The 19,058-nt window shown below is 37.4% G+C and carries 13 protein-coding genes; 8 read left to right on the top strand and 5 right to left on the bottom strand.

Going from position 1 to position 19,058, the window contains the following annotated elements; all coding sequences use genetic code 11:
* Positions 1 to 395: 395 nt before the first annotated feature.
* Positions 396 to 1,670, bottom strand: coding sequence for an NAD(P)/FAD-dependent oxidoreductase (locus tag ACIGAM_RS08690; RefSeq protein ID WP_396511071.1), 1,275 nt, complete (start codon positions 1,668 to 1,670; stop codon positions 396 to 398).
* Positions 1,671 to 1,956: 286 nt separating this feature from the next.
* On the opposite strand from ACIGAM_RS08690, the gene fbp reads away from it, so the two are divergent.
* Both fbp and ACIGAM_RS08680 read left to right on the top strand, forming a co-directional pair.
* Positions 1,957 to 2,964: a class 1 fructose-bisphosphatase gene (gene fbp / locus ACIGAM_RS08685; RefSeq protein WP_396511070.1), complete on the top strand. Its 1,008-nt coding sequence runs from the start codon at positions 1,957 to 1,959 to the stop codon at positions 2,962 to 2,964.
* Positions 2,965 to 3,093: 129 nt separating this feature from the next.
* Positions 3,094 to 4,521, top strand: coding sequence for an exonuclease domain-containing protein (locus ACIGAM_RS08680; protein WP_396511069.1), 1,428 nt, complete (start codon positions 3,094 to 3,096; stop codon positions 4,519 to 4,521).
* A gap of 3 nt (positions 4,522 to 4,524) precedes the next feature.
* On the opposite strand, the gene ACIGAM_RS08675 is transcribed toward ACIGAM_RS08680, so the two are convergent.
* A complete protein-coding gene (locus tag ACIGAM_RS08675) occupies positions 4,525 to 5,496 on the bottom strand; it encodes a bile acid:sodium symporter family protein (RefSeq protein ID WP_396511068.1) in 972 nt (323 codons plus the stop codon).
* A 361-nt stretch (positions 5,497 to 5,857) separates the two neighbouring features.
* On the opposite strand from ACIGAM_RS08675, the gene ACIGAM_RS08670 reads away from it, so the two are divergent.
* From ACIGAM_RS08670 to ACIGAM_RS08655, 4 genes are all read left to right on the top strand, one after another.
* Complete coding sequence (locus tag ACIGAM_RS08670; protein WP_396511067.1) at positions 5,858 to 6,880, top strand: LacI family DNA-binding transcriptional regulator; 1,023 nt, start codon at positions 5,858 to 5,860, stop codon at positions 6,878 to 6,880.
* Between the two features lie 245 nt (positions 6,881 to 7,125).
* Positions 7,126 to 8,574 (top strand): Gfo/Idh/MocA family protein, encoded by a 1,449-nt coding sequence (locus ACIGAM_RS08665; protein ID WP_396511066.1) that lies wholly within the window; start codon positions 7,126 to 7,128, stop codon positions 8,572 to 8,574.
* A gap of 191 nt (positions 8,575 to 8,765) precedes the next feature.
* Positions 8,766 to 11,060: a GH92 family glycosyl hydrolase gene (locus ACIGAM_RS08660; RefSeq protein ID WP_396511065.1), complete on the top strand. Its 2,295-nt coding sequence runs from the start codon at positions 8,766 to 8,768 to the stop codon at positions 11,058 to 11,060.
* A 45-nt stretch (positions 11,061 to 11,105) separates the two neighbouring features.
* Positions 11,106 to 11,795 carry an SGNH/GDSL hydrolase family protein gene (locus ACIGAM_RS08655; protein ID WP_396511064.1) on the top strand — a complete coding sequence of 230 codons (690 nt, stop codon included), beginning with the start codon at positions 11,106 to 11,108 and terminating at the stop codon, positions 11,793 to 11,795.
* A gap of 70 nt (positions 11,796 to 11,865) precedes the next feature.
* Here the strand turns inward: ACIGAM_RS08655 and ACIGAM_RS08650 are convergent, their stop codons facing one another.
* Complete coding sequence (locus ACIGAM_RS08650) at positions 11,866 to 12,984, bottom strand: ROK family protein (protein WP_396511063.1); 1,119 nt, start codon at positions 12,982 to 12,984, stop codon at positions 11,866 to 11,868.
* Positions 12,985 to 13,214: 230 nt separating this feature from the next.
* Here ACIGAM_RS08650 and ACIGAM_RS08645 point away from each other — a divergent pair, with 230 nt between their 5' ends.
* Both ACIGAM_RS08645 and ACIGAM_RS08640 read left to right on the top strand, forming a co-directional pair.
* Complete coding sequence (locus ACIGAM_RS08645) at positions 13,215 to 14,933, top strand: GMC family oxidoreductase (protein ID WP_396511062.1); 1,719 nt, start codon at positions 13,215 to 13,217, stop codon at positions 14,931 to 14,933.
* 3 nt (positions 14,934 to 14,936) lie between these two features.
* Positions 14,937 to 15,650 (top strand): gluconate 2-dehydrogenase subunit 3 family protein, encoded by a 714-nt coding sequence (locus ACIGAM_RS08640; protein ID WP_396511061.1) that lies wholly within the window; start codon positions 14,937 to 14,939, stop codon positions 15,648 to 15,650.
* Between the two features lie 82 nt (positions 15,651 to 15,732).
* On the opposite strand, the gene fucP is transcribed toward ACIGAM_RS08640, so the two are convergent.
* Together fucP and ACIGAM_RS08630 are read right to left on the bottom strand one after the other, a co-directional pair.
* Positions 15,733 to 17,052: an L-fucose:H+ symporter permease gene (gene fucP, locus ACIGAM_RS08635; RefSeq protein WP_396511060.1), complete on the bottom strand. Its 1,320-nt coding sequence runs from the start codon at positions 17,050 to 17,052 to the stop codon at positions 15,733 to 15,735.
* Positions 17,053 to 17,373: 321 nt separating this feature from the next.
* Positions 17,374 to 18,885, bottom strand: a complete 1,512-nt coding sequence (locus ACIGAM_RS08630; RefSeq protein ID WP_396511059.1) for a rhamnogalacturonan acetylesterase — start codon at positions 18,883 to 18,885, stop codon at positions 17,374 to 17,376.
* Positions 18,886 to 19,058: the final 173 nt, after the last annotated feature.

The following is a 19,058-nucleotide window of genomic DNA, read 5'->3' as shown; positions in this document are numbered from 1 at the left end:
AGAATTGGTTAGTTTCTATTAACTAAAACTAAAAAAACATCTTTTAAATACAAAATAATACGATGAAATACATATAGGCTAAACGATTTAGTAAATAAATTCATCGCTTTTTACAAGTTTAAACTTATTAAAATAGTGATTTTTACCAATAAAATGTATGATTTACATTCAATTTGAATGTATTTAAACGTAATTATTACAATAATCACCTGATTTTGAAAAATAGAAACTAAACCGTTTTATTGGTTAAAAATGTTAACATTACAATTATGAAGAATATTATTTGTAGGAATAGATTTTGTAGGAATTTTATTTTTAAAATACACATAGTGAAAAGTCCCACTTAATTTTATTAAATAGGACTTTTCAGAATGCTTTAATTTTAATTAAGTGAATTATACGTCTAATTCCTCTTTCTTAGGTCTTATAATAAGACGCAAATCTTGATTTTTTGTTAGGTATTCTGTAGACCAGTTGTAGAAAGTACGTACGCGATTGCGGTAATCAATTAATGCGAAAAGATGTACAAACAACCAGGCGCACCAGGCAATAAATCCGTTGAGATGTAGATTTGGTTTTGGCACATCTGCCACAGCCTTATTACTTCCTATAATTGCCATTGAGCCTCTATCGTTATAAGTAAAAGTCTTAGGCTCCTTACCCGCCTCCATTAACTTAAGGTTTTTAGCGAGCCTTACACCCTGCTGCATAGCTACCTGAGCAAGTTGTGGGTGTCCCTCAGGGAAGTTAGGATCTGCATTGCTTATAGCTGAATCTCCTATCGCATAAAGAGCGTCGCAGCCTACAACTTTATTATAGGCATTCACTTGAATACGATTTCCGCGTTGATATGCATCTTCAGGAACACCTCTAAATTTATGACCTATCACTCCCGTAGCCCAAATGAGATTTTTACTATATATATGGGAGCCGTCTTTCATCAATACTTTTTCACCATCAAAATCAACTACACGCGTGTTTAATAAAATTTCAACACCCATCTCACTAAGCTTCTTATACGTATAATCCTGGCTCTTCTTACTCATAGGAGATAATAGCTCGCTCCCTCCATTTACCAGATAAATTTTAGATCCAGATCCTATAAGCTCAGGAAATTCTTTACGTATGGTATTATTACGAAGTTCTGCAAACACCCCAGAAATCTCGACTCCCGTGGGACCGCCACCTGCAATTACCATATTTAAATAAGGTAAACGTTGTGATTTATCATGTATACGTGTTGCCTGCTCTAAACGCTGAAGTAAAATATTACGCATTTCTAAAGCATCTTCAAGCGTTTTCATAGGTATCGCATGCTGCTGACATTGATCTAAACCAAAAAAATTGGTTTTTGTTCCTGTTGCTAAAACAAGATAGTCATAGGTAAGTTCGCCATTATCAAGAATTATTTTCTTTTCTTCGGGTAAAATTTCAAGCAACTCACCCATTCTATATCTAAAGTTCTTTTTACCTCTAAAAAGATTTCTAAACGGAAACGTAATACTCGAAGGATCTAAAAAGCCCGTTGAAACCTGATATAATAGTGGAGGAAAAAAATTGTAATTATTCTTATCTACAAGTATTACCTCATAAACTTCAGATTTAACAAGATGCTTTACAAGATTAATTCCTGCAAAACCTCCACCTATAATTACAATACGCTTTCTCATTTAGTTATTTCTTAAGGCTGAAAATTAAAAGTTTTAAATTAGAAAGGCGTGTGCTTTAAGTCAAAATTAATGCTTAATTACAGCCTTTTTAATTCAATTTAAGTCAATTGAGTTAAATAAGTAATTGACTTACAAAAACAGAATATTTCCATAAAATTTGGGTTATTTTAGCACAATAATTCGGTGCAAAATTGATAAATAAATAACCTTTGCAATCGATTGTATTAATCGTAATTTGTTAAATATAAATTCATAACGCATATTACTTAGACAACCACTTCATATTATGGAAAGACACACGACCTTAGGCGAATTTATTATTCAAAATCAAAAAGATTTTCCTTATGCTAAAGGAGAATTAAGTTCTCTTCTAAGCGCGATACGCCTGGCGGGTAAAATGGTTAATCAAGAAATAAATAAAGCGGGGCTTGCCGAAATTCGAGGAAAAGCAGGCCAGGAAAATGTACAGGGTGAATCTCAGGCAAAATTAGATGTTCTCGCAAATGATATGTTTATAAGCACCCTTAAAGACAGAGGTGAAATTTGTGGGCTTGCTTCAGAAGAACTTGAAGATTTTTTAGTTTTTAATGAAGAAAAGCATAAAAATGCAAATTATGTGGTTTTAATAGATCCGCTTGACGGCTCCTCTAATATAGATGTAGATATTACGGTAGGTACAATTTTTAGCATATACCGCCGCATCAGCCCGGTAGGGACACCGGTTACGATCGAAGATTTTCTGCAACCCGGTATCAATCAGGTTGCAGCTGGTTATTTAATTTATGGTACCTCAACAATGCTGGTTTACACCACGGGTAATGGTACTCACGGCTTTACCTTTGATCCGGGAATAGGCTCATTTTTTCTGTCACACCCTAATATGAAACATGCTGAATCTGGTCGTATATATTCAATTAATGAAGGCAATTACGTCCACTTTCCGCAGGGAATTAAAAAATTTATTCGCTGGACTCAAGAATTAAATGAAGAAGAAAACAGACCCTTTACGTCTAGATACATTGGTTCTTTAGTCGCAGATTTTCATAGAAATATGTTATTAGGTGGTGTTTACCTATACCCTACGGGTACGACCTCTCCTAAAGGAAAACTTAGACTGTTATATGAATGCAACCCTATGGCATTTCTTGCCGAGCAAGCCGGAGGGAAAGCCTCAGACGGGTATGGCCGTATTATGGAGCGTATTCCAAATGAGTTGCATGAGCGTGCTCCGTTTTATTGCGGTTGTACAACTGAAGTTGAAAAAATAGAATGGTTTTTAGAGCAAAATGATTAAAATCTATTCAGAATAGCACTTTAAGTCCGGATTTCTATTCGGACTTTTTTTGATAAACATTAATGGATAAATTCCGTTAATATGGATAAATTCCTTCTTTAGTTTTGAAGAATAAATTATTTTTGAACTATGGAAGAAGCGAAGTTTGCCATCATAGATGTTGAAACGACCGGTGGCGGAATTAAAGGAAACAAAATTACAGAGATCTGTATTATTGTCTTGCAAAATGGTGTTGAGATAGATCGTTTTGTTTCCCTCATTAATCCACAGCGAGAAATTCCCTTTTACATAGAAAAACTTACCGGTATAGACGACGCTATGGTTGAGGATGCACCTACATTTGAGACCCTTGCTCCTGCCATTAACACAATTACCAAAGACTGTATTTTTGTCGCCCACAATGTTGGTTTTGATTATAATGTAGTACGCGCAGAATTTACTGCCTTAGGCATTGATTTTAATCGAAAGCGCATTTGTACCGTGCGACTTGCTAAAAAACTTATTCCCGGGTTATTCTCCTACAGCCTGGGAAATTTGTGTACTTCTATAAATATTCCGCATCGCGATAGACACCGCGCTCAGGGAGATACAGAAGCAACAGTTCTATTATTTCGGCGTTGTATAGAACTAGATCCAGACTATGAAGTAATTTCTGGTTTTTTAAACCGAAAATCTAAAGAATCGTTTCTACCCCCACATTTTAAATCAGCAGACTTTGAAGAATTGCCCACAAATGCTGGTGTGTATTTCTTTAAAGACAAAAAAGGGACACCTTTATATATAGGTAAAGCGATAAATATTCAGAAACGGGTATTGTCTCACTTTAGAGAAAAGAGCAATCGAAAATACGCGTTATTACAGGATACGCATAGCATAGATTTTGAACGCACAGGAAGCGAACTCCTTGCGCTTCTGCGCGAAGCAGAACTCATTTTAAAGCATTATCCTAAATATAACAAAGCACAGAAAAACCCTTCAAAGCCCTATAAGCTTACCTCCTACCCAAATAAAAAGGGTATACAGCAATTTGCACTGCATAAAAATAAAATCGCACCGGTGAGTTTAATGCAGTTTTATACCCACGAGGAGGCCATTTATTTTTTAGAATTGGTTTGTGAGACCTTTAATTTATGTCCAAAATATTGTGGTTTACAACAAGGAGTGACTATATGCAATCACTATAAACTGCATACTTGTAGCGGTGTTTGCAAAGAAGAAATAGAAGTGAGTACCTACAACGCAAGAGTGGCTGAAGCTTTTAATTTTATGAAAACCTATGATGATTCGTGTCTTCTTTTAGATGAAGGAAGAGATACCGGAGAAAAATCTTTTATCTATTTAAAACAAGGCAAATATGCGGGTTATGGGTTTATTGATGCCAAACAATCTGTACATAAAGCCGAAGACTTCACACCGTATCTTGTTCCTCAAAAGAATTCGGGATATGCAGATCGTATTATTCGAAGACACCTCACTACAACATCACACGTTGAAAAAATAATTCTTAAAGAAGAAGATACTTTTACTCAGGATATTTTTGAGCGGTGGGTTTCTTAAGCTTTAGAGAGAATTGGGTCGTCTTGCATAACGCGAAGCGATTGCGCTTATTATCATAATCTGAGAAGCGTGAAAAAGCATAAGCGGCAATAGAATTAAACCTAAACCGGCCATATTACCAAAAAGTATTTTAGAAAATACCGTACCGTGAACCAGTGATTTTTTTGTGCCACAAAATTGAGCTGTTATGCGATCTTCAATAGAAAAATCTAAAAGTTTAGACATTATACCGGTAATTAAAAACACCAAAACAAAGAGCACTAAAACACCACCAAATAAAGCTAACAAATCAAGTATTGAAACCGAGCTAAACAAGTTTTCAGCAAACGATTCTGCAAAGCTTTTGTAAATGATGAGCAGAATAATAGACTTATCAAACAAAGTTAGTTTAGAAGAATGACGTTGTACAAAGTCACCCAGATACCTTTGTAAAAACATACCAAGTACGACCGGTAAAATTATTTGCACAATAAGCTTAACATAGATCTCTGTAAAATTAAATTCGGTTTCTGCTGCGTCTATAAAAAGACCCATCCATAAAGGCGTAATCAAAATACCTATTAGTCCAGAAATACTGGCATTAAAAATCGCCGATGGAATATTTCCTTTAGCTAATGAAACCATTACTACAGAAGAACTTACTGTAGAGGGTAAAGCGGCTAAAAAGAAAAATGCAAGCCAGATTGTTTCCTGTTCTTCATTTTGTATCAAAGGTCTAAACAGTAATATGAGTAGCGGGAATATTAAAAACGTCGAGGCTTGTACAAGCAGATGCAATTTATAATTAGAAAGACCGGCTCTTAACTTAGACGGACTCAATTTAACCCCGTAAAAAAAGAATATCAAAGAGATACCAATGGCACTAATTGTATTTATGGGTATAGCACTTTCCTCAGTCCCCCATTGTGGAATGAAGTAGGCCAAGCCAATTACCAAAATAATGGATAACACAAACCTATCTAGTTTTAACCTCATACTTAGTAAATACTTTAAAAGGAAAAGTTCTCTAAATTGCTATTTAAATAAGTGAGTAAAGTTATACTACAAAAGGGAAAGCGAGCTGCTCTACGTTATTATTATAGGTGAGATTTCCATAAAAATAAAACCCATAGTTTAGAATACAAGAGCATAATCACTAATTCTAAGTTGGTTTAAAAAAGCTTTATCTCAGTACCTTAATTTATGTGTTAAATAAAAATGTATTAGCTTCCGTATGTAAATAGTACCTTATTTAAATAAGCTTGTGCTATTTTTTTAAAGCGTTGCTAAAAGAATTTAAATAGCACTACGAGTTTAACTCTCAAATATAAATCCCGGGTTGTGGGTGATTAGCAAAATGAAACAAAAAAGACCCTCAATAAAAGATATATCAAAGGCACTTGGTGTATCAATAACAACTATCTCATTTGTATTAAATGGAAAAGGAGAAGAACGCAAAATCTCAAAGGAGGTTATTAAAAAAATTAAAGATTACGTTGAGGAAATTAACTATACACCTAACCAGGTTGCACAAAGCCTAAGAACAGGAAAAAGTAAAATTCTGGTTTTTATGGTAGAAGATATTGGCAATAGTTTTTTTGCTAAAATCGCCAGAATCATTGAAGATATTGCCTATGATAAGGGATATAAAGTTCTTTTTTGCAGCAACGAAAACAATGATAAACGCTCTCGCGAACTCATACGTGTCTTTAGTGAGCGTCAGGTAGATGGATTTTTAATCATACCCTCTTCCGGGATTAAAGACGAAATTGAAACACTTATAAAAAACGGAACTCCTGTAGTTTTAGGCGATCGCTATTTTGAAGATTTACCCACACATCACGTAGTGATTAATAACTATGTAGCCTCTAAAGAGGCTACCCAACATCTAATTGATAATAATTTTAAAAAAATAGCTTTAATAACCACAGATACAAATCAAAATCAAATGCTTGATCGTGCACGGGGTTATGAAGATGCGATTAAAAATGCCGGGCTTACAAGCACTATTCTTGAATTACCTTTTAAACAAATTAATCATAAAGAAAGTTCTAATCTTATTCAATCTCTGCTATTAGAAAATGATATTGATGCAGTTTTTTTCTCAACAAACTATCTTACACAAAATGCACTAGAGATTATTAAAGAGACAAACCCTCAACTTATTTACAATCTGGGTATTGTTACTTTTGACGACAATGACTTCTTTAAAATTAATAATCCGTCTATTTCTGCAGTAGCACAACCGCTGCAGGAAATGGCGGAAGAATTAATGCGTATTATGTTTAAACTCTTAAAAACTAAAGACAAAGACATCCCACTTATACAAACGGTTCTTGATGCTAAACTCATTCCCAGAGATTCTTCCTTAAGAGGATAATACAATTTAGTTTATACTATAAAGATGAAGAACGTATTCTTTCATTTTCTTGGTAAAAAACTGCTTTAACTCTTGAAATTTCAATGGGCTTAATTTGAGCTAAAAATAAAGTAAAACGATTTATGTAGCGCTTTAGAAAATTCTAATTAACTTCAAGGCTAATTAATGAAGTCGTTTGCGGAAGAATTCTTAAAATTATTCCGTAGACATTTTTTTCAATCATAGAACAACTAAAAATCAAAATAATGAACGAAAATAAAAATGCATCTTCTTCTCCAAGAAGAGACTTTATTAAAAAAGCATCTATTGCTTCCTTAGGTATTTCTATAGTTCCCCGACACGTATTAGGTGGCGTGGGCTATACAGCTCCCAGTGATAAGCTACTTGTTGCAGGTATAGGTGTAGGTGGAAAAGGAGAAAGTGACATAAAAAGTTTTGCAGATAGTGGCAAAGCTGATATTGCATTTTTATGTGATGTAGATGATCGAAGAGCAGCAAGTTCAAGAGCACGATTCCCTAAAGCTAAATATTATAAAGACTGGCGCGAGATGTTAGATAAAGAAGAAAAGCATTTTGATGCTGTTTCTATAGCTACACCAGATCATAATCACGCTGCTCCTGCCATTGCTGCCATGAAAAAAGGAAAGCATGTTTACGTTCAAAAACCTTTAACGCACGATATATATGAAGCCCGTAAACTCACTGAAGCTGCAGAGCAGTATAAAGTGGTTACACAGATGGGAAATCAAGGTGCGTCTAATGATGGCACTCGATTAATGAGTGAGTGGTTTGATGCCGGTTTAATAGGTGATATACAAGAAGTCTATTGCTGGACAGATCGTCCCGTATGGCCTCAGGGAATTCCGTGGCCAAAAACGGCTGCTCCTATCCCAAGTGAATTAGATTGGGATTTATGGTTGGGTACAGCGCCCTATAAAGACTATGTAGGTGGTCTGGTTCCTTTTAACTGGCGTGGCTGGTGGGATTACGGTACCGGCGCTCTGGGCGATATGGGATGTCACCTGGTAGAAGTACCGGTACGTGTACTCAATCTAAAATATCCTAAAGATGTGCAATGCAGTGTAGGTAGTGTTTATGTAGATGAGTTTAAACGTGGTTATTTCCCAGAAGCTTGTCCTCCATCAAGTCACGTTACAATGACTTTTGCTCAAACAGATAAAACAAAAGGCGATGTAAAATTACATTGGATGGATGGCGGTATACAACCTGCTCGCCCCGAAGAATTAGGTCCTAATGAAGTCTTTGGTGACGGCGGTAATGGCGTCTTATTTATAGGTACAAAAGGTAAAATGATGTGTGGTACCTATTCTCGTAATCCTCAGCTTTTGCCAACTTCAAAAACAGAGCAAACTACCGTGCCTCAAAAGTACGAGCGCGTTGCCGGGCAAGCCGAAGGACACTACGGCCAATGGGTAGAAGCTGCTCTTGCAGGCTATGGTAAAAAAGAAGTAAGCTCACCATTTAGTGTGGCTGGACCTTTAACGGAAACATTATTAATAGCAAACCTTGCTATACGTGGTTTTGATGTGCGTAAAGAACGAGAAGGTGGTGGCTTTGACTACCCGGGACGCTATATCGAAATGCTTTGGGACTCTGATGCTATGCGCGTGACTAATTTTGAAGAAGCAAATCAATTTGTAAAGCGTAGTTACCGAGAAGGCTACACACTTTAATATAAATATCAAGGAGCAATCCTATTTAATAATTATAAAACGACATTTAATTTATAAGCTTAAAAAGCTATTAAGTTAAATGTCGTTTTGTTTAGTCTACTTAGATAGAATAGATACCGTAATAATAATGTTGATTTTAGTAAATCGTTTTATGTGGGTAAATTTCTATCTTTAAATCAAATATACTTCGAATGAAAAAAATACTTTTCGTGGCATTCTTGTCTTTAATAATTAACGCTCTAAATGGCCAAAATGCGCTAATACAATCTATAGAAAATCCTGTAGATTATGTAGATCCTTTAATAGGCAGCGATAGTGATCCCAGTCTCTCTACAGGAAATACTTATCCTGCAATTGCATTACCGTGGGGAATGAATTTCTGGACGCCACAAACCGGTGAGATGGGCAATGGTTGGGCATATACCTACAACGCCAGAACGATACGTGGTTTCAAACAGACGCATCAGCCTTCTCCCTGGATGAATGATTACGGGCAATTTTCAATCATGCCAGTTACCGGAAAATTGCGATTTAAAGAAGAAGAACGTAAAAGTTGGTTTTCACATAAAGCGGAACTTGTAAAACCCTATTATTACAGCGTGTATCTCGCAGATCACGATATTACGACAGAACTTACTCCTACCGAACGTGCTGCCCGTTTTAGATTTACATTTCCACAGACAGATAGTGCTTCAGTAGTAATTGATGCTTTTGACCGGGGTTCTTACGTTAAAATAATTCCGAAGGAGCAAAAAATAATTGGATATACCACGCGCAACAGCGGCGGAGTTCCTGATAATTTTAAAAATTATTTTGTCATTGTTTTTGACAAAGAATTTGATCTTACTAAAACCTATAAAGATTCCATATTATCTGATGCTTTAGAAAGTACTGCAAACCACGCTGGTGCCGTAATAGGTTTTAAAACAAAAAAGGATGAACAGGTAAATGCAAAGGTGGCCTCTTCGTTTATTAGTTACGAGCAAGCCGAATTAAACTTTAAAGAGATAGGGTCTGATGATTTTGATACGGTAAAAGAAAAAGGCAGAACGCTGTGGAATGCTAATTTAAAACGTATTAACGTTGAAGGCGGAACTACGGGCCAGTTCAAAACTTTTTACAGCAGTTTATACCGATCTTTATTATTTCCCCGAAAGTTTTACGAGTATGATGCTACAGGTAAAATTGTTCATTACAGTCCGTATAATGGGGAAGTGCGTGACGGCTATATGTTTACAGATACCGGTTTCTGGGACACGTTTAGAGCCTTATTTCCTTTTTTAAATTTAATGTACCCAGAACTTAATGCACATATACAGGAAGGTCTTTCTAACGCCTATGATGAGAGTGGTTGGTTACCAGAGTGGGCAAGCCCGGGCTTGCGTAATGTTATGGTGGGTAACAACTCAGCCTCGGTAGTTGCAGAAGCCTATCTTAAAAGCGGTGATGCTTATACATATGATATTGAGAACTTGTATAAAGCTTTAATTCATGGTGCAAATAATGAAGGCCCTTTAGATGCTGTAGGTCGCAAAGGTGCTGAATATTATAACAAATTGGGTTATGTACCTTATGACGTTGGTATTAATGAGAATGCCGCGCGTACGCTAGAGTATGCCTACGATGATTTCGCAATTTATCAACTGGCTAAGGCTTTAAAAAAGCCCAAAAATGAAATTAATCTTTATAAAAAAAGAGCGATGAACTACACGCATCTTTTTGATTCTCAAACCAGTTTGATGCGTGGTAAAAATAAAAATGGCAAATTTATGGCTCCCTTTAATCCGTTTAAATGGGGTGATGCCTTTACGGAAGGAAACAGCTGGCACTACAGCTGGTCTGTATTTCACGATATGCAGGGTCTTATAGATCTCATGGGAGGTGAAGATAAGTTTGTGGCGCAGTTAGATACTGTTTTTAGTCTTCCTCCGGTTTTTGACGATAGCTATTATGGCTTTGTGATTCACGAAATTCGAGAAATGCAAATTGCAGATATGGGGCAATATGCTCACGGAAATCAACCCATACAACATATGATTTACCTGTATAATTATGCCGGTCAACCCTGGAAAACGCAAGAATGGGTGCGTGAGACGATGAACAAGATGTATTTACCCACGCCAGACGGTTATTGCGGTGATGAAGATAACGGGCAAACTTCGGCCTGGTATGTGTTTTCTGCAATGGGTTTCTATCCGGTTGCTCCCGCTACAGATCAGTACGTTTTGGGTGCTCCCCTATTTCAAAAAATCACATTAAATCTTGAAAATGGAAATACAGTAGAAATTAACGCTCCTAAAAATAGTCCGGAAAATAAGTACATTGAAACTATGAAAATTGACGGTAATATCTATGATAAAAACTGGCTGAGCCATAAAGCTATGATCAAAGGAATGAAAATTGATTTTGATATGAGTACTAAACCAAATACCTCTCGTGGAACCACAAAATCAGCATATCCTTACTCGCTTTCAAACGAAGATTAAAAACGCTAATTTTAAAATCACTATTGTTTTAATCAGTCTTGAGTTATGCATACAAAATTTAAGTTTTCTCTAGTTACTCTTCTAATGATTTTCAGCAGTTTATTTCATTTAAAAGCTCAGGATTGGCCTAACCTTCAAAAGTATGCCGAAGCTAACGCCACTATAGATGCAACAAATTCCCCGGAAAACAGGGTTGTATTTATAGGAAACTCTATCACAGAAGGTTGGGTAAGAGACGATGCTGCTTTCTTTACTGAAAATAATTATATAGGTCGCGGTATAAGTGGTCAAACAACTCCACAAATGTTGCTGCGTTTTCGGCAAGATGTTATTGATTTAAAGCCTGAAGTGGTGGTTATACTTGCCGGAACCAATGATATTGCCGGCAATACCGGCCCGATGACCGCTGAGCAGACTTTTGGAAATATCGTTTCTATGGCAGAACTCGCAGAAGCAAACGGAATTAAAGTTGTGATCTCCTCAATTTTACCCGCGGCAAAATACCCGTGGAAGCCGAAGGTAGAATCTGTAAAGCCTATAAACGAGATCAATACGATGCTCAAATATTACGCAAAAGGCAAAGGTTTTGTATACCTCGATTATTTTTCTGCTATGGTAAATACCGAAAATGGTATTAAAGAAGGACTTGCCCATGATGGGGTGCATCCTACGTTAGAAGGTTATAAAGTGATGGAACCTTTAGCTAAGGCTGCTATTGCTGAAGCTTTAAAATAGCAGATAATTTCCTGAACTATTAGTGGCCTAGTCTTATGATTAGGCTTTTTTTGTATCAAATTTTTTAAAACTAAGCGTATAGATTTGTTTTATCAAGGTAGTCAAGTGCCAGTGCGTACGCTCCAAGACATATAGCTCTACTGGTTCCCAGTTTTGAAACTCCTAGTGCAATGCGTTTTTCTTTAGAATAAATCGACTTTTTAGAACTAAATGGGATAGTCACTTCAACTTCAGAATTCTTTAAAAAAGTTTGTAACCCATGTTCAGTATCAATATTATAAATGGAAGCGATACTTCGCGGTATAGCATTTTCGTTCAGATCATAAATAGAACCTTCTAAATGCGCAATAATTTTAGGAATAATAAGATCTGAAGCTCCTGCAATCCCGCCACCTATTACCACAGGTCCATCTATAAGTGCCAGCGTATTAGCTAAAGATTCTCCAACAGCAAGGGCCATCTCTTCAAAAGCTATACAAGCTGCTTCCCTATTTCCGGCCTGTTGACCTTTGGCGATTTGATATATATCAAAAGGAGTCAATGCTGTAGATTCTCCAGATTGCTCTTTATATACCCGCTGAATCGCCCGAATACTCACGCTTTCTTCAACAATTGTTTGTTGCTTTAAATAATTACGGGTCAGCCAGATTTCACCTGCGGCGGAATTATCGCCCATACATAGTTGATTATTTACCACAATACCACCTCCATACCCGGTTCCTAAAGTAATACCTATTAAATTTTTATAGGTACGTGACAATCCTGCATTAGAAATCGCCTGGTTTATAAAAGGCAACATACCGGCAACTGCCTCGCCGTACGCAAAAAGATCTCCGTCGTTGTTAATAAGTGTAGGTATTCTAAAAAGTTCGCTAAGCATAGGACCTAAAGCTACACCTCCTCTAAACGCAGGTAAATTTACAAGATCACCTATCACTCCGTTTTTATAGTCTGCAGGTCCGGGGAATGCAAAACTTATCGCCTGTGGAGTCTTCGTTTTTAAAGCTGCATTCACTTGATTAAATCCCTCAATAATAGTTTTTAAGCAAGCTTCAAGATTAGTAGAATTAGAAGATAATGTTATTGCGTCAACAATTTCAATACCTGCTTGTATGGCTGTAAATACAAAATTTGTACCTCCTGCATCAAGGGTCATTACAATTCTATCATCGCTATAAATATCTCTCATATTTACCCACTAATTATCAGACTTTAAACATTAAAATATAGCACAAAAATAGATCAACTAAAACGTTTTATCAAATTTGAATAAATCGTTTTACTTGTATTGAACAATTTTTATTTAAATTTAAATAAATAAGATCTCTTAAAATCTAGTAGATATAAGTCTCATTAATTTAAGTATTCTTAATTCAAGTAGTTATAAACTCTAATTCTATAATCTTTCAAACTTAATCTATGAAGATAAAGGAATCCTCAAAACTTTACGATGTTATCATTGTAGGTTCTGGTGCCGGCGGTGGTATGGCGACAAAAATTCTCGCCGATGCCGGTTTAAAAGTTGCCGTGGTTGAAGCAGGCCCCTATTTTGATCCTGCTGCCCCAGAGCAACGTACACAACTTAAATGGCCTTATGAATCTCCGCGCCGTGGTGCATCAACCGTACGCCCTTTTGGTGATTTTGACAGCGCTTATGGGGGTTGGGATATAGAAGGAGAGCCATATACCCAGAAAGGAGATTCTCAATTTGACTGGTTTAGATCGCGTATGCTAGGTGGTCGTACTAATCATTGGGGCCGTATCTCGTTACGTTTTGGAGAACGCGATTTTAAACATCACAGCTATGATGGCCACGGTGACGACTGGCCTATAGGCTATGAAGATGTCAAACCTTACTATGATAAAGTAGATAAATTAATAGGGGTTTTTGGATCTAAAGAGAATTTTGAAAATGAACCGAATGGTTTTTTTCTTCCGCCTCCTAAACCAAGATTACACGAACTTTTCTATATAAAAGGAGCTCAGAAATCAAACATTCCCGTGATTCCTTCCCGTATGTCTATGCTTACTAAAAAGCTAAATAACGATCGCGGAATTTGCTTTTACTGCGGGCAGTGCTCTCGTGCCTGCTCGGTATATGCTGACTTTTCTTCAGGTACCTGTTTAATTTTTCCTGCTCAAAAAAGCGGTGGGCAGATTGATCTTTTTGTAAATTCTATGGTGCGCGAAATAACAACTAATGCAGAAGGAAAAGCTACCGGTGTATCTTACATTAATAAAGAAGATCGTAAAGAATATAAGCTAAAAGCCCGAATTGTTATACTTGCAGCTTCAGCTTGCAGTTCTGCACGTATTTTACTCAATTCAAAAAGCAAACAGCACCCTAACGGTTTAGGAAACAGTAGTGATATGGTAGGTAAATACCTGCACGATTCTACCGGTGCAAGCCGCTCTGCTTTTATACCCGAACTCATGAATCGCGACACCTATAACGAAGATGGCGTGGGTGGTATGCACGTATATACTCCGTGGTGGGGCGATAATAAGAAGCTCAACTTTCCGCGAGGTTATCACATTGAAGTCTGGGGAGGTATGGGAATGCCCAGTTATGGCTTTGGCTTTAATCCTAATGATTTAAACCGCTTTTTTAATCAGAAAGTGGGTGGTTACGGTAACAGTTTGCGTTCTGATATTAAAAAATATTACGGGTCAACTATAGGTATGGCCGGCCGTGGTGAATCTATCGCGATGGTTGATAATTACTGTGAGATAGACCCGTCTACAGTAGATGAATTTGGGATTCCGGTGCTGCGATTTAATTATAAATGGTCTGAGTATGAACGTAACCAGGCAAAACATATGAATGAAACTTTTGAAGAAATTGTACACAATATGGGTGGACAATTACTTCAGGATGCGCCCACAAAAGAACAGGATTACGGTCTTGCAAATCCTGGGCGTATTATTCACGAAGTAGGCACAACCCGCATGGGTAATGACCCAAAAACGTCTGTAGTTAATAAATTTCAGCAATTGCACGATGTAGATAATGTCTTTATCGTAGATGCCGGGCCGTTTGTTTCTCAGGCAGATAAAAACCCAACCTGGACTATTTTAGCACTCTCGTGGAGGGCTTCAGATTATATTATTGAACAGTTAAAACAACAAAATATCTAAATTATGGATAGAAGAGATAGTTTAAAATCCTTGTTTTTAGGTTCTCTGGGAACCGGACTTCTATTAACCGGTTGCGATCCTAATCTAGAGGTTAAAGAAGGGGATGTTGCTAAAGCTGCAGAAGACTATTTTGGGCGTACGCCCGAAGAACTTGCATATATAGAAAAATTAAATACTGAACAGTTTTTTAATGAACACGAGCAAAAAACACTAGATATCCTGTGCGCTTTAATACTCCCTGCAAATGACGAATATGGCAGTGCCACCGAAGCCGGCGTTCCGGGGTTTCTAGAATTTATGGTTAAAGATATTCCGGCATTGCAAACCCCCATACGAGGAGGTTTAATGTGGCTTGATCACACCTCAAATACGCTACACAATACAGAATTTATTGAATCGTCAGAAGAAAATCAGAAAGCGATACTAGATACGATTGCATATCCTGATGCAGACATTCCACGTAGTGAACAACCTATGCCGATACAGTTTTTTACATTGATGCGCAATTTGACTATGACGGGATATTACACATCTAAAATGGGGTTAGAAGATTTAGGTTATAAAGGCAATCAACCTAATATTTGGGATGGCGTTCCTGAAGAAGTATTACAAAAACACGGGGTCGCCTATGATCCTGATTGGATTGCAAAATGTGTTGATCAGGAACAACGCGGGGTCATCGCAGAATGGGATGATAATGGTAATTTAATCACTTAATCTCACCAATTAAAAGCATAAAAAACCTCCTGAAATTAGGAGGCTTTTTATTTTCTAAATATTCATTCTATTAGAGAAACTATTAACGAATACTACGTTTAGACCCTAATTTATGAATCCAGTTTCCATAAATCGCTACCAGAATAAAACATGTGACCGGTAGTAAAAAGGAAAGATTCATCTCAGACAAGCCCAGTACAGTAATATCGTTTACTCCTACTCCACCCAGATCTATAATCATTCCCTGAAGCTTAGGTAACAAAGCACCTCCCACAATAGCCATAACCAGACCGGCAGCACCTATCTTTGACTCTTCTTCTTTAAGCCCCTCTAAAGCAATACCATAAATTGTAGGGAACATTATAGATAAAAATAAAGATACCATTACCAGACTGTATAAACCGAAAGTTCCTTCTAATACGACAACACCTAGTGTGAATAAACCTCCTAAAGCCGAGAATATAAAAAGTAATCTACCCGAACTCATAAACTTAAGCATATAGGTCCCTAAGGCACGACCTATGGTAAACAAAATAAAGGCGACAAGCTGATAATTTGCAGCTGTAGAACTGGCAATTCCTTTAGATTCGGCATACTGATAAATATAGGTCCAGCACCCTATTTGTGCACCCATATATAATATTAATGACAGTACACCTAATGTGTATTTTTTGTTTTTAAAAAGATTTGCAAACGTATGTTTAACACTTGGTAATGCTCCTTCTCCTTTTGCCTGGGGCATTTTATTTACAGCAATTAATATCAATATCGCTAAAACTACTAAGCCTAAAATTACATATGGATTGCGTATGACCATCAGGTCTGCAGATTTAATCAACAGTTTCTGAGCTTCAGGCAACGCCGAAAAATTAACTACATCATCAGACTGCAGTAAATCTAAAACAAAGAATTTTGCTACCATAAGTCCGGCGATAAGCCCAACCGGATTAAAAGCCTGTGCAAGATTTAAACGACGTGTCGCTGTTGACGGGTCACCCATCGCCAATATGTAAGGGTTTGCTGTGGTCTCTAGAAAAGCAAGTCCAAAAGTGAGAATGTAAAGTCCTAAACAAAAAAACCAGAACAATCCTGTTGTTGCTGCAGGGTAAAATAACAAAGCGCCCACTGCATAGAGTGTTAACCCTACCAGAACGCCAGATTTGTATGAAAATTTACGCACATATAATGCGGCAGGTAGCGCCATACAAAAATACCCACCATAAAACGCCATTTGTACCCAGGCTGCCTGTGAGTTAGACAATTCTAAAACCTTTTTAAAGGCCTGTACCATAGGATCTGTAACTGCATTTGCAAAACCCCAAAGCGCAAAAAGTGAAGTCACTAAAATAAACGGAAGCATTAATTTTTTAGGTACTACGGGAATAGATACAGGTTTACTCATAAATTTAATTGGTTAGAAGCGTGAACACAGCTTGTAGGTTAGTTAAGTATAAATTGAAATCTGGTTGCAATAAAAATCGTTGTAGTAAATGCTAAGTTATTTACTAAGCGAAATAAACGTAAAACCAACAAAGCAAACTAAAACGTTTTACTTTATAAAACTAGCGTATTTAATTTAAAGATTAAAACGATTATTTTTATTCTTCAGAATTAGCAATGAAAAGCTTCGCAAGAGTATTTTTCAGTAAATGAAACCGGCATAGTGTGGCACAAAAAAACCAATCTTAAAGATTGGTTTTTTTAATCTATACGTGTTACTAACTTACTTTTCTTCCTGAATATAAATATAATCCCGCAAATCTGACGCTCGCAGCCCTTCAATCAATTGGGCGACGATACGCGCATTAAGTTGTGCACCTGCTATGTTAGTATGGGTATGATCATCGGGGAAAAATGCATTAACGCTATCCTTTCCCACTTCTTCATATTTTTGAGCAACTGCCTCATTAAGATCTAAAAAGTAACCACCGGCTTGCACAGCAGCTTCCTCAGCCCAACCCCCATAGCTTGTTACTGCACGATCCACTTTACCGTCAAACCAATCGTTACGTGGAATCATACTGAGCACGATAGGTGTCGCTCCGGCTTCTTTGGTTTCTTTAATATACTGCTTCATATACCACCCGTAAGAATGTACCGTTTCAATGCCGCTGCTATCGCGTTGCACCTCCTGCGTTTCATCACCCATTCCTTTTACAGATCCGCGGTATTTTGCTTTATCAATATTTCCGCCGTCGTTATGACCAAACTGCATCAGCACAAAATCCCCCGGCTGTAACTGCTCTTTAACAGCATCCCACAAGCCTTCATATCTAAACGTGCGACTACTTCTACCGCCACGGGCTTTATTATAAACGCTCATTCGAGTTGTATCTACGTGTTGCTGTAAATAAACGCCCCAACCGGTTTTTGTAGGTTGGCCGTTATCTGCTACTGTAGAATCACCTATTAAAAATAGATTTCGCTTTCGCGGAAGCGTAATCTCCGGGTTTTCAAGCAAATATTTTTTTAAAGAGTTATCGCTTTCAGCCAAACCTTCAGCAATTAATGAAGCGGCTAAAACCGCTCCTTTTGCCGAAGTATGGGTATGATCGCGTTTGTAAAACAAATGACCTGTAACCTGCTCTTCTCCTCTGGCTTCCATTTCTGAAGCCATTTTATCATTAAGATTGATGAAGGTTACACCTTCTTCTTCAGCGATTTGTTGTGCCCAACCGCCGTACGAATCTGCATTACGCGGTACTTTTCCATTTTCCCAATCGTTACGCGGTATTGGCGCCATAATTACCGGGATTGCGCCTTTAGACTTTGCTTCGGTTACCACTTTACGAATGTACCATCCGTAGCTGTGCACCACTTCGTGCGCTCCGGTAAGCATATTATCTATTTCTTCGGTTTCCTCACCGATACCTTTTATAGTTCCACGAGCGCGTGAATCGTCATTTAACGCCCCATTATCGTTATGCCCAAACTGAATCAACACATAATCTCCCGCCTGCAAACTGTCTAAAACCGGCTGCCACAATCCTTTAGATTGAAAGGTTCGGCTACTGGTTCCACCCAATGCGTGGTTTTTTACACGCACTTGTGTAGTGTCTAAATACTGTCCAATAAAATCTCCCCAGCCCCAGAGACCGCCATCTCCTTTTCCCTGTCCGTTTTTAACAGTTGAATCGCCCACGCAATACACCGTTGGCTTTTGTGCATTTGCCGTATCGCATTGCACAAAAAATAATGTTACTATAAGCAGACAAGTTAGTTTTACTATTTTCATAAGTCACTCTATTTATTCTGGGCGCAACCCAAAAGGGTCGGGCTTTTCGTTGCAATTCCGTTTGCGCCTAAGGTCGCAATCCGGGATTTTTACTGCAATCCCTTGCGCGGGTCGTGTATGTAATTTCTTGTTTTTTATTCCTTATTAAATAATTCTAAATCAGATGTTTTAAA

This window comes from Leeuwenhoekiella sp. NPDC079379 (genome assembly GCF_044542075.1).
GTDB lineage: Bacteria > Bacteroidota > Bacteroidia > Flavobacteriales > Flavobacteriaceae > Leeuwenhoekiella.
Note: the sequence above shows the minus strand (reverse complement) of the source record. Positions and strands in the feature narration are given on the sequence as shown.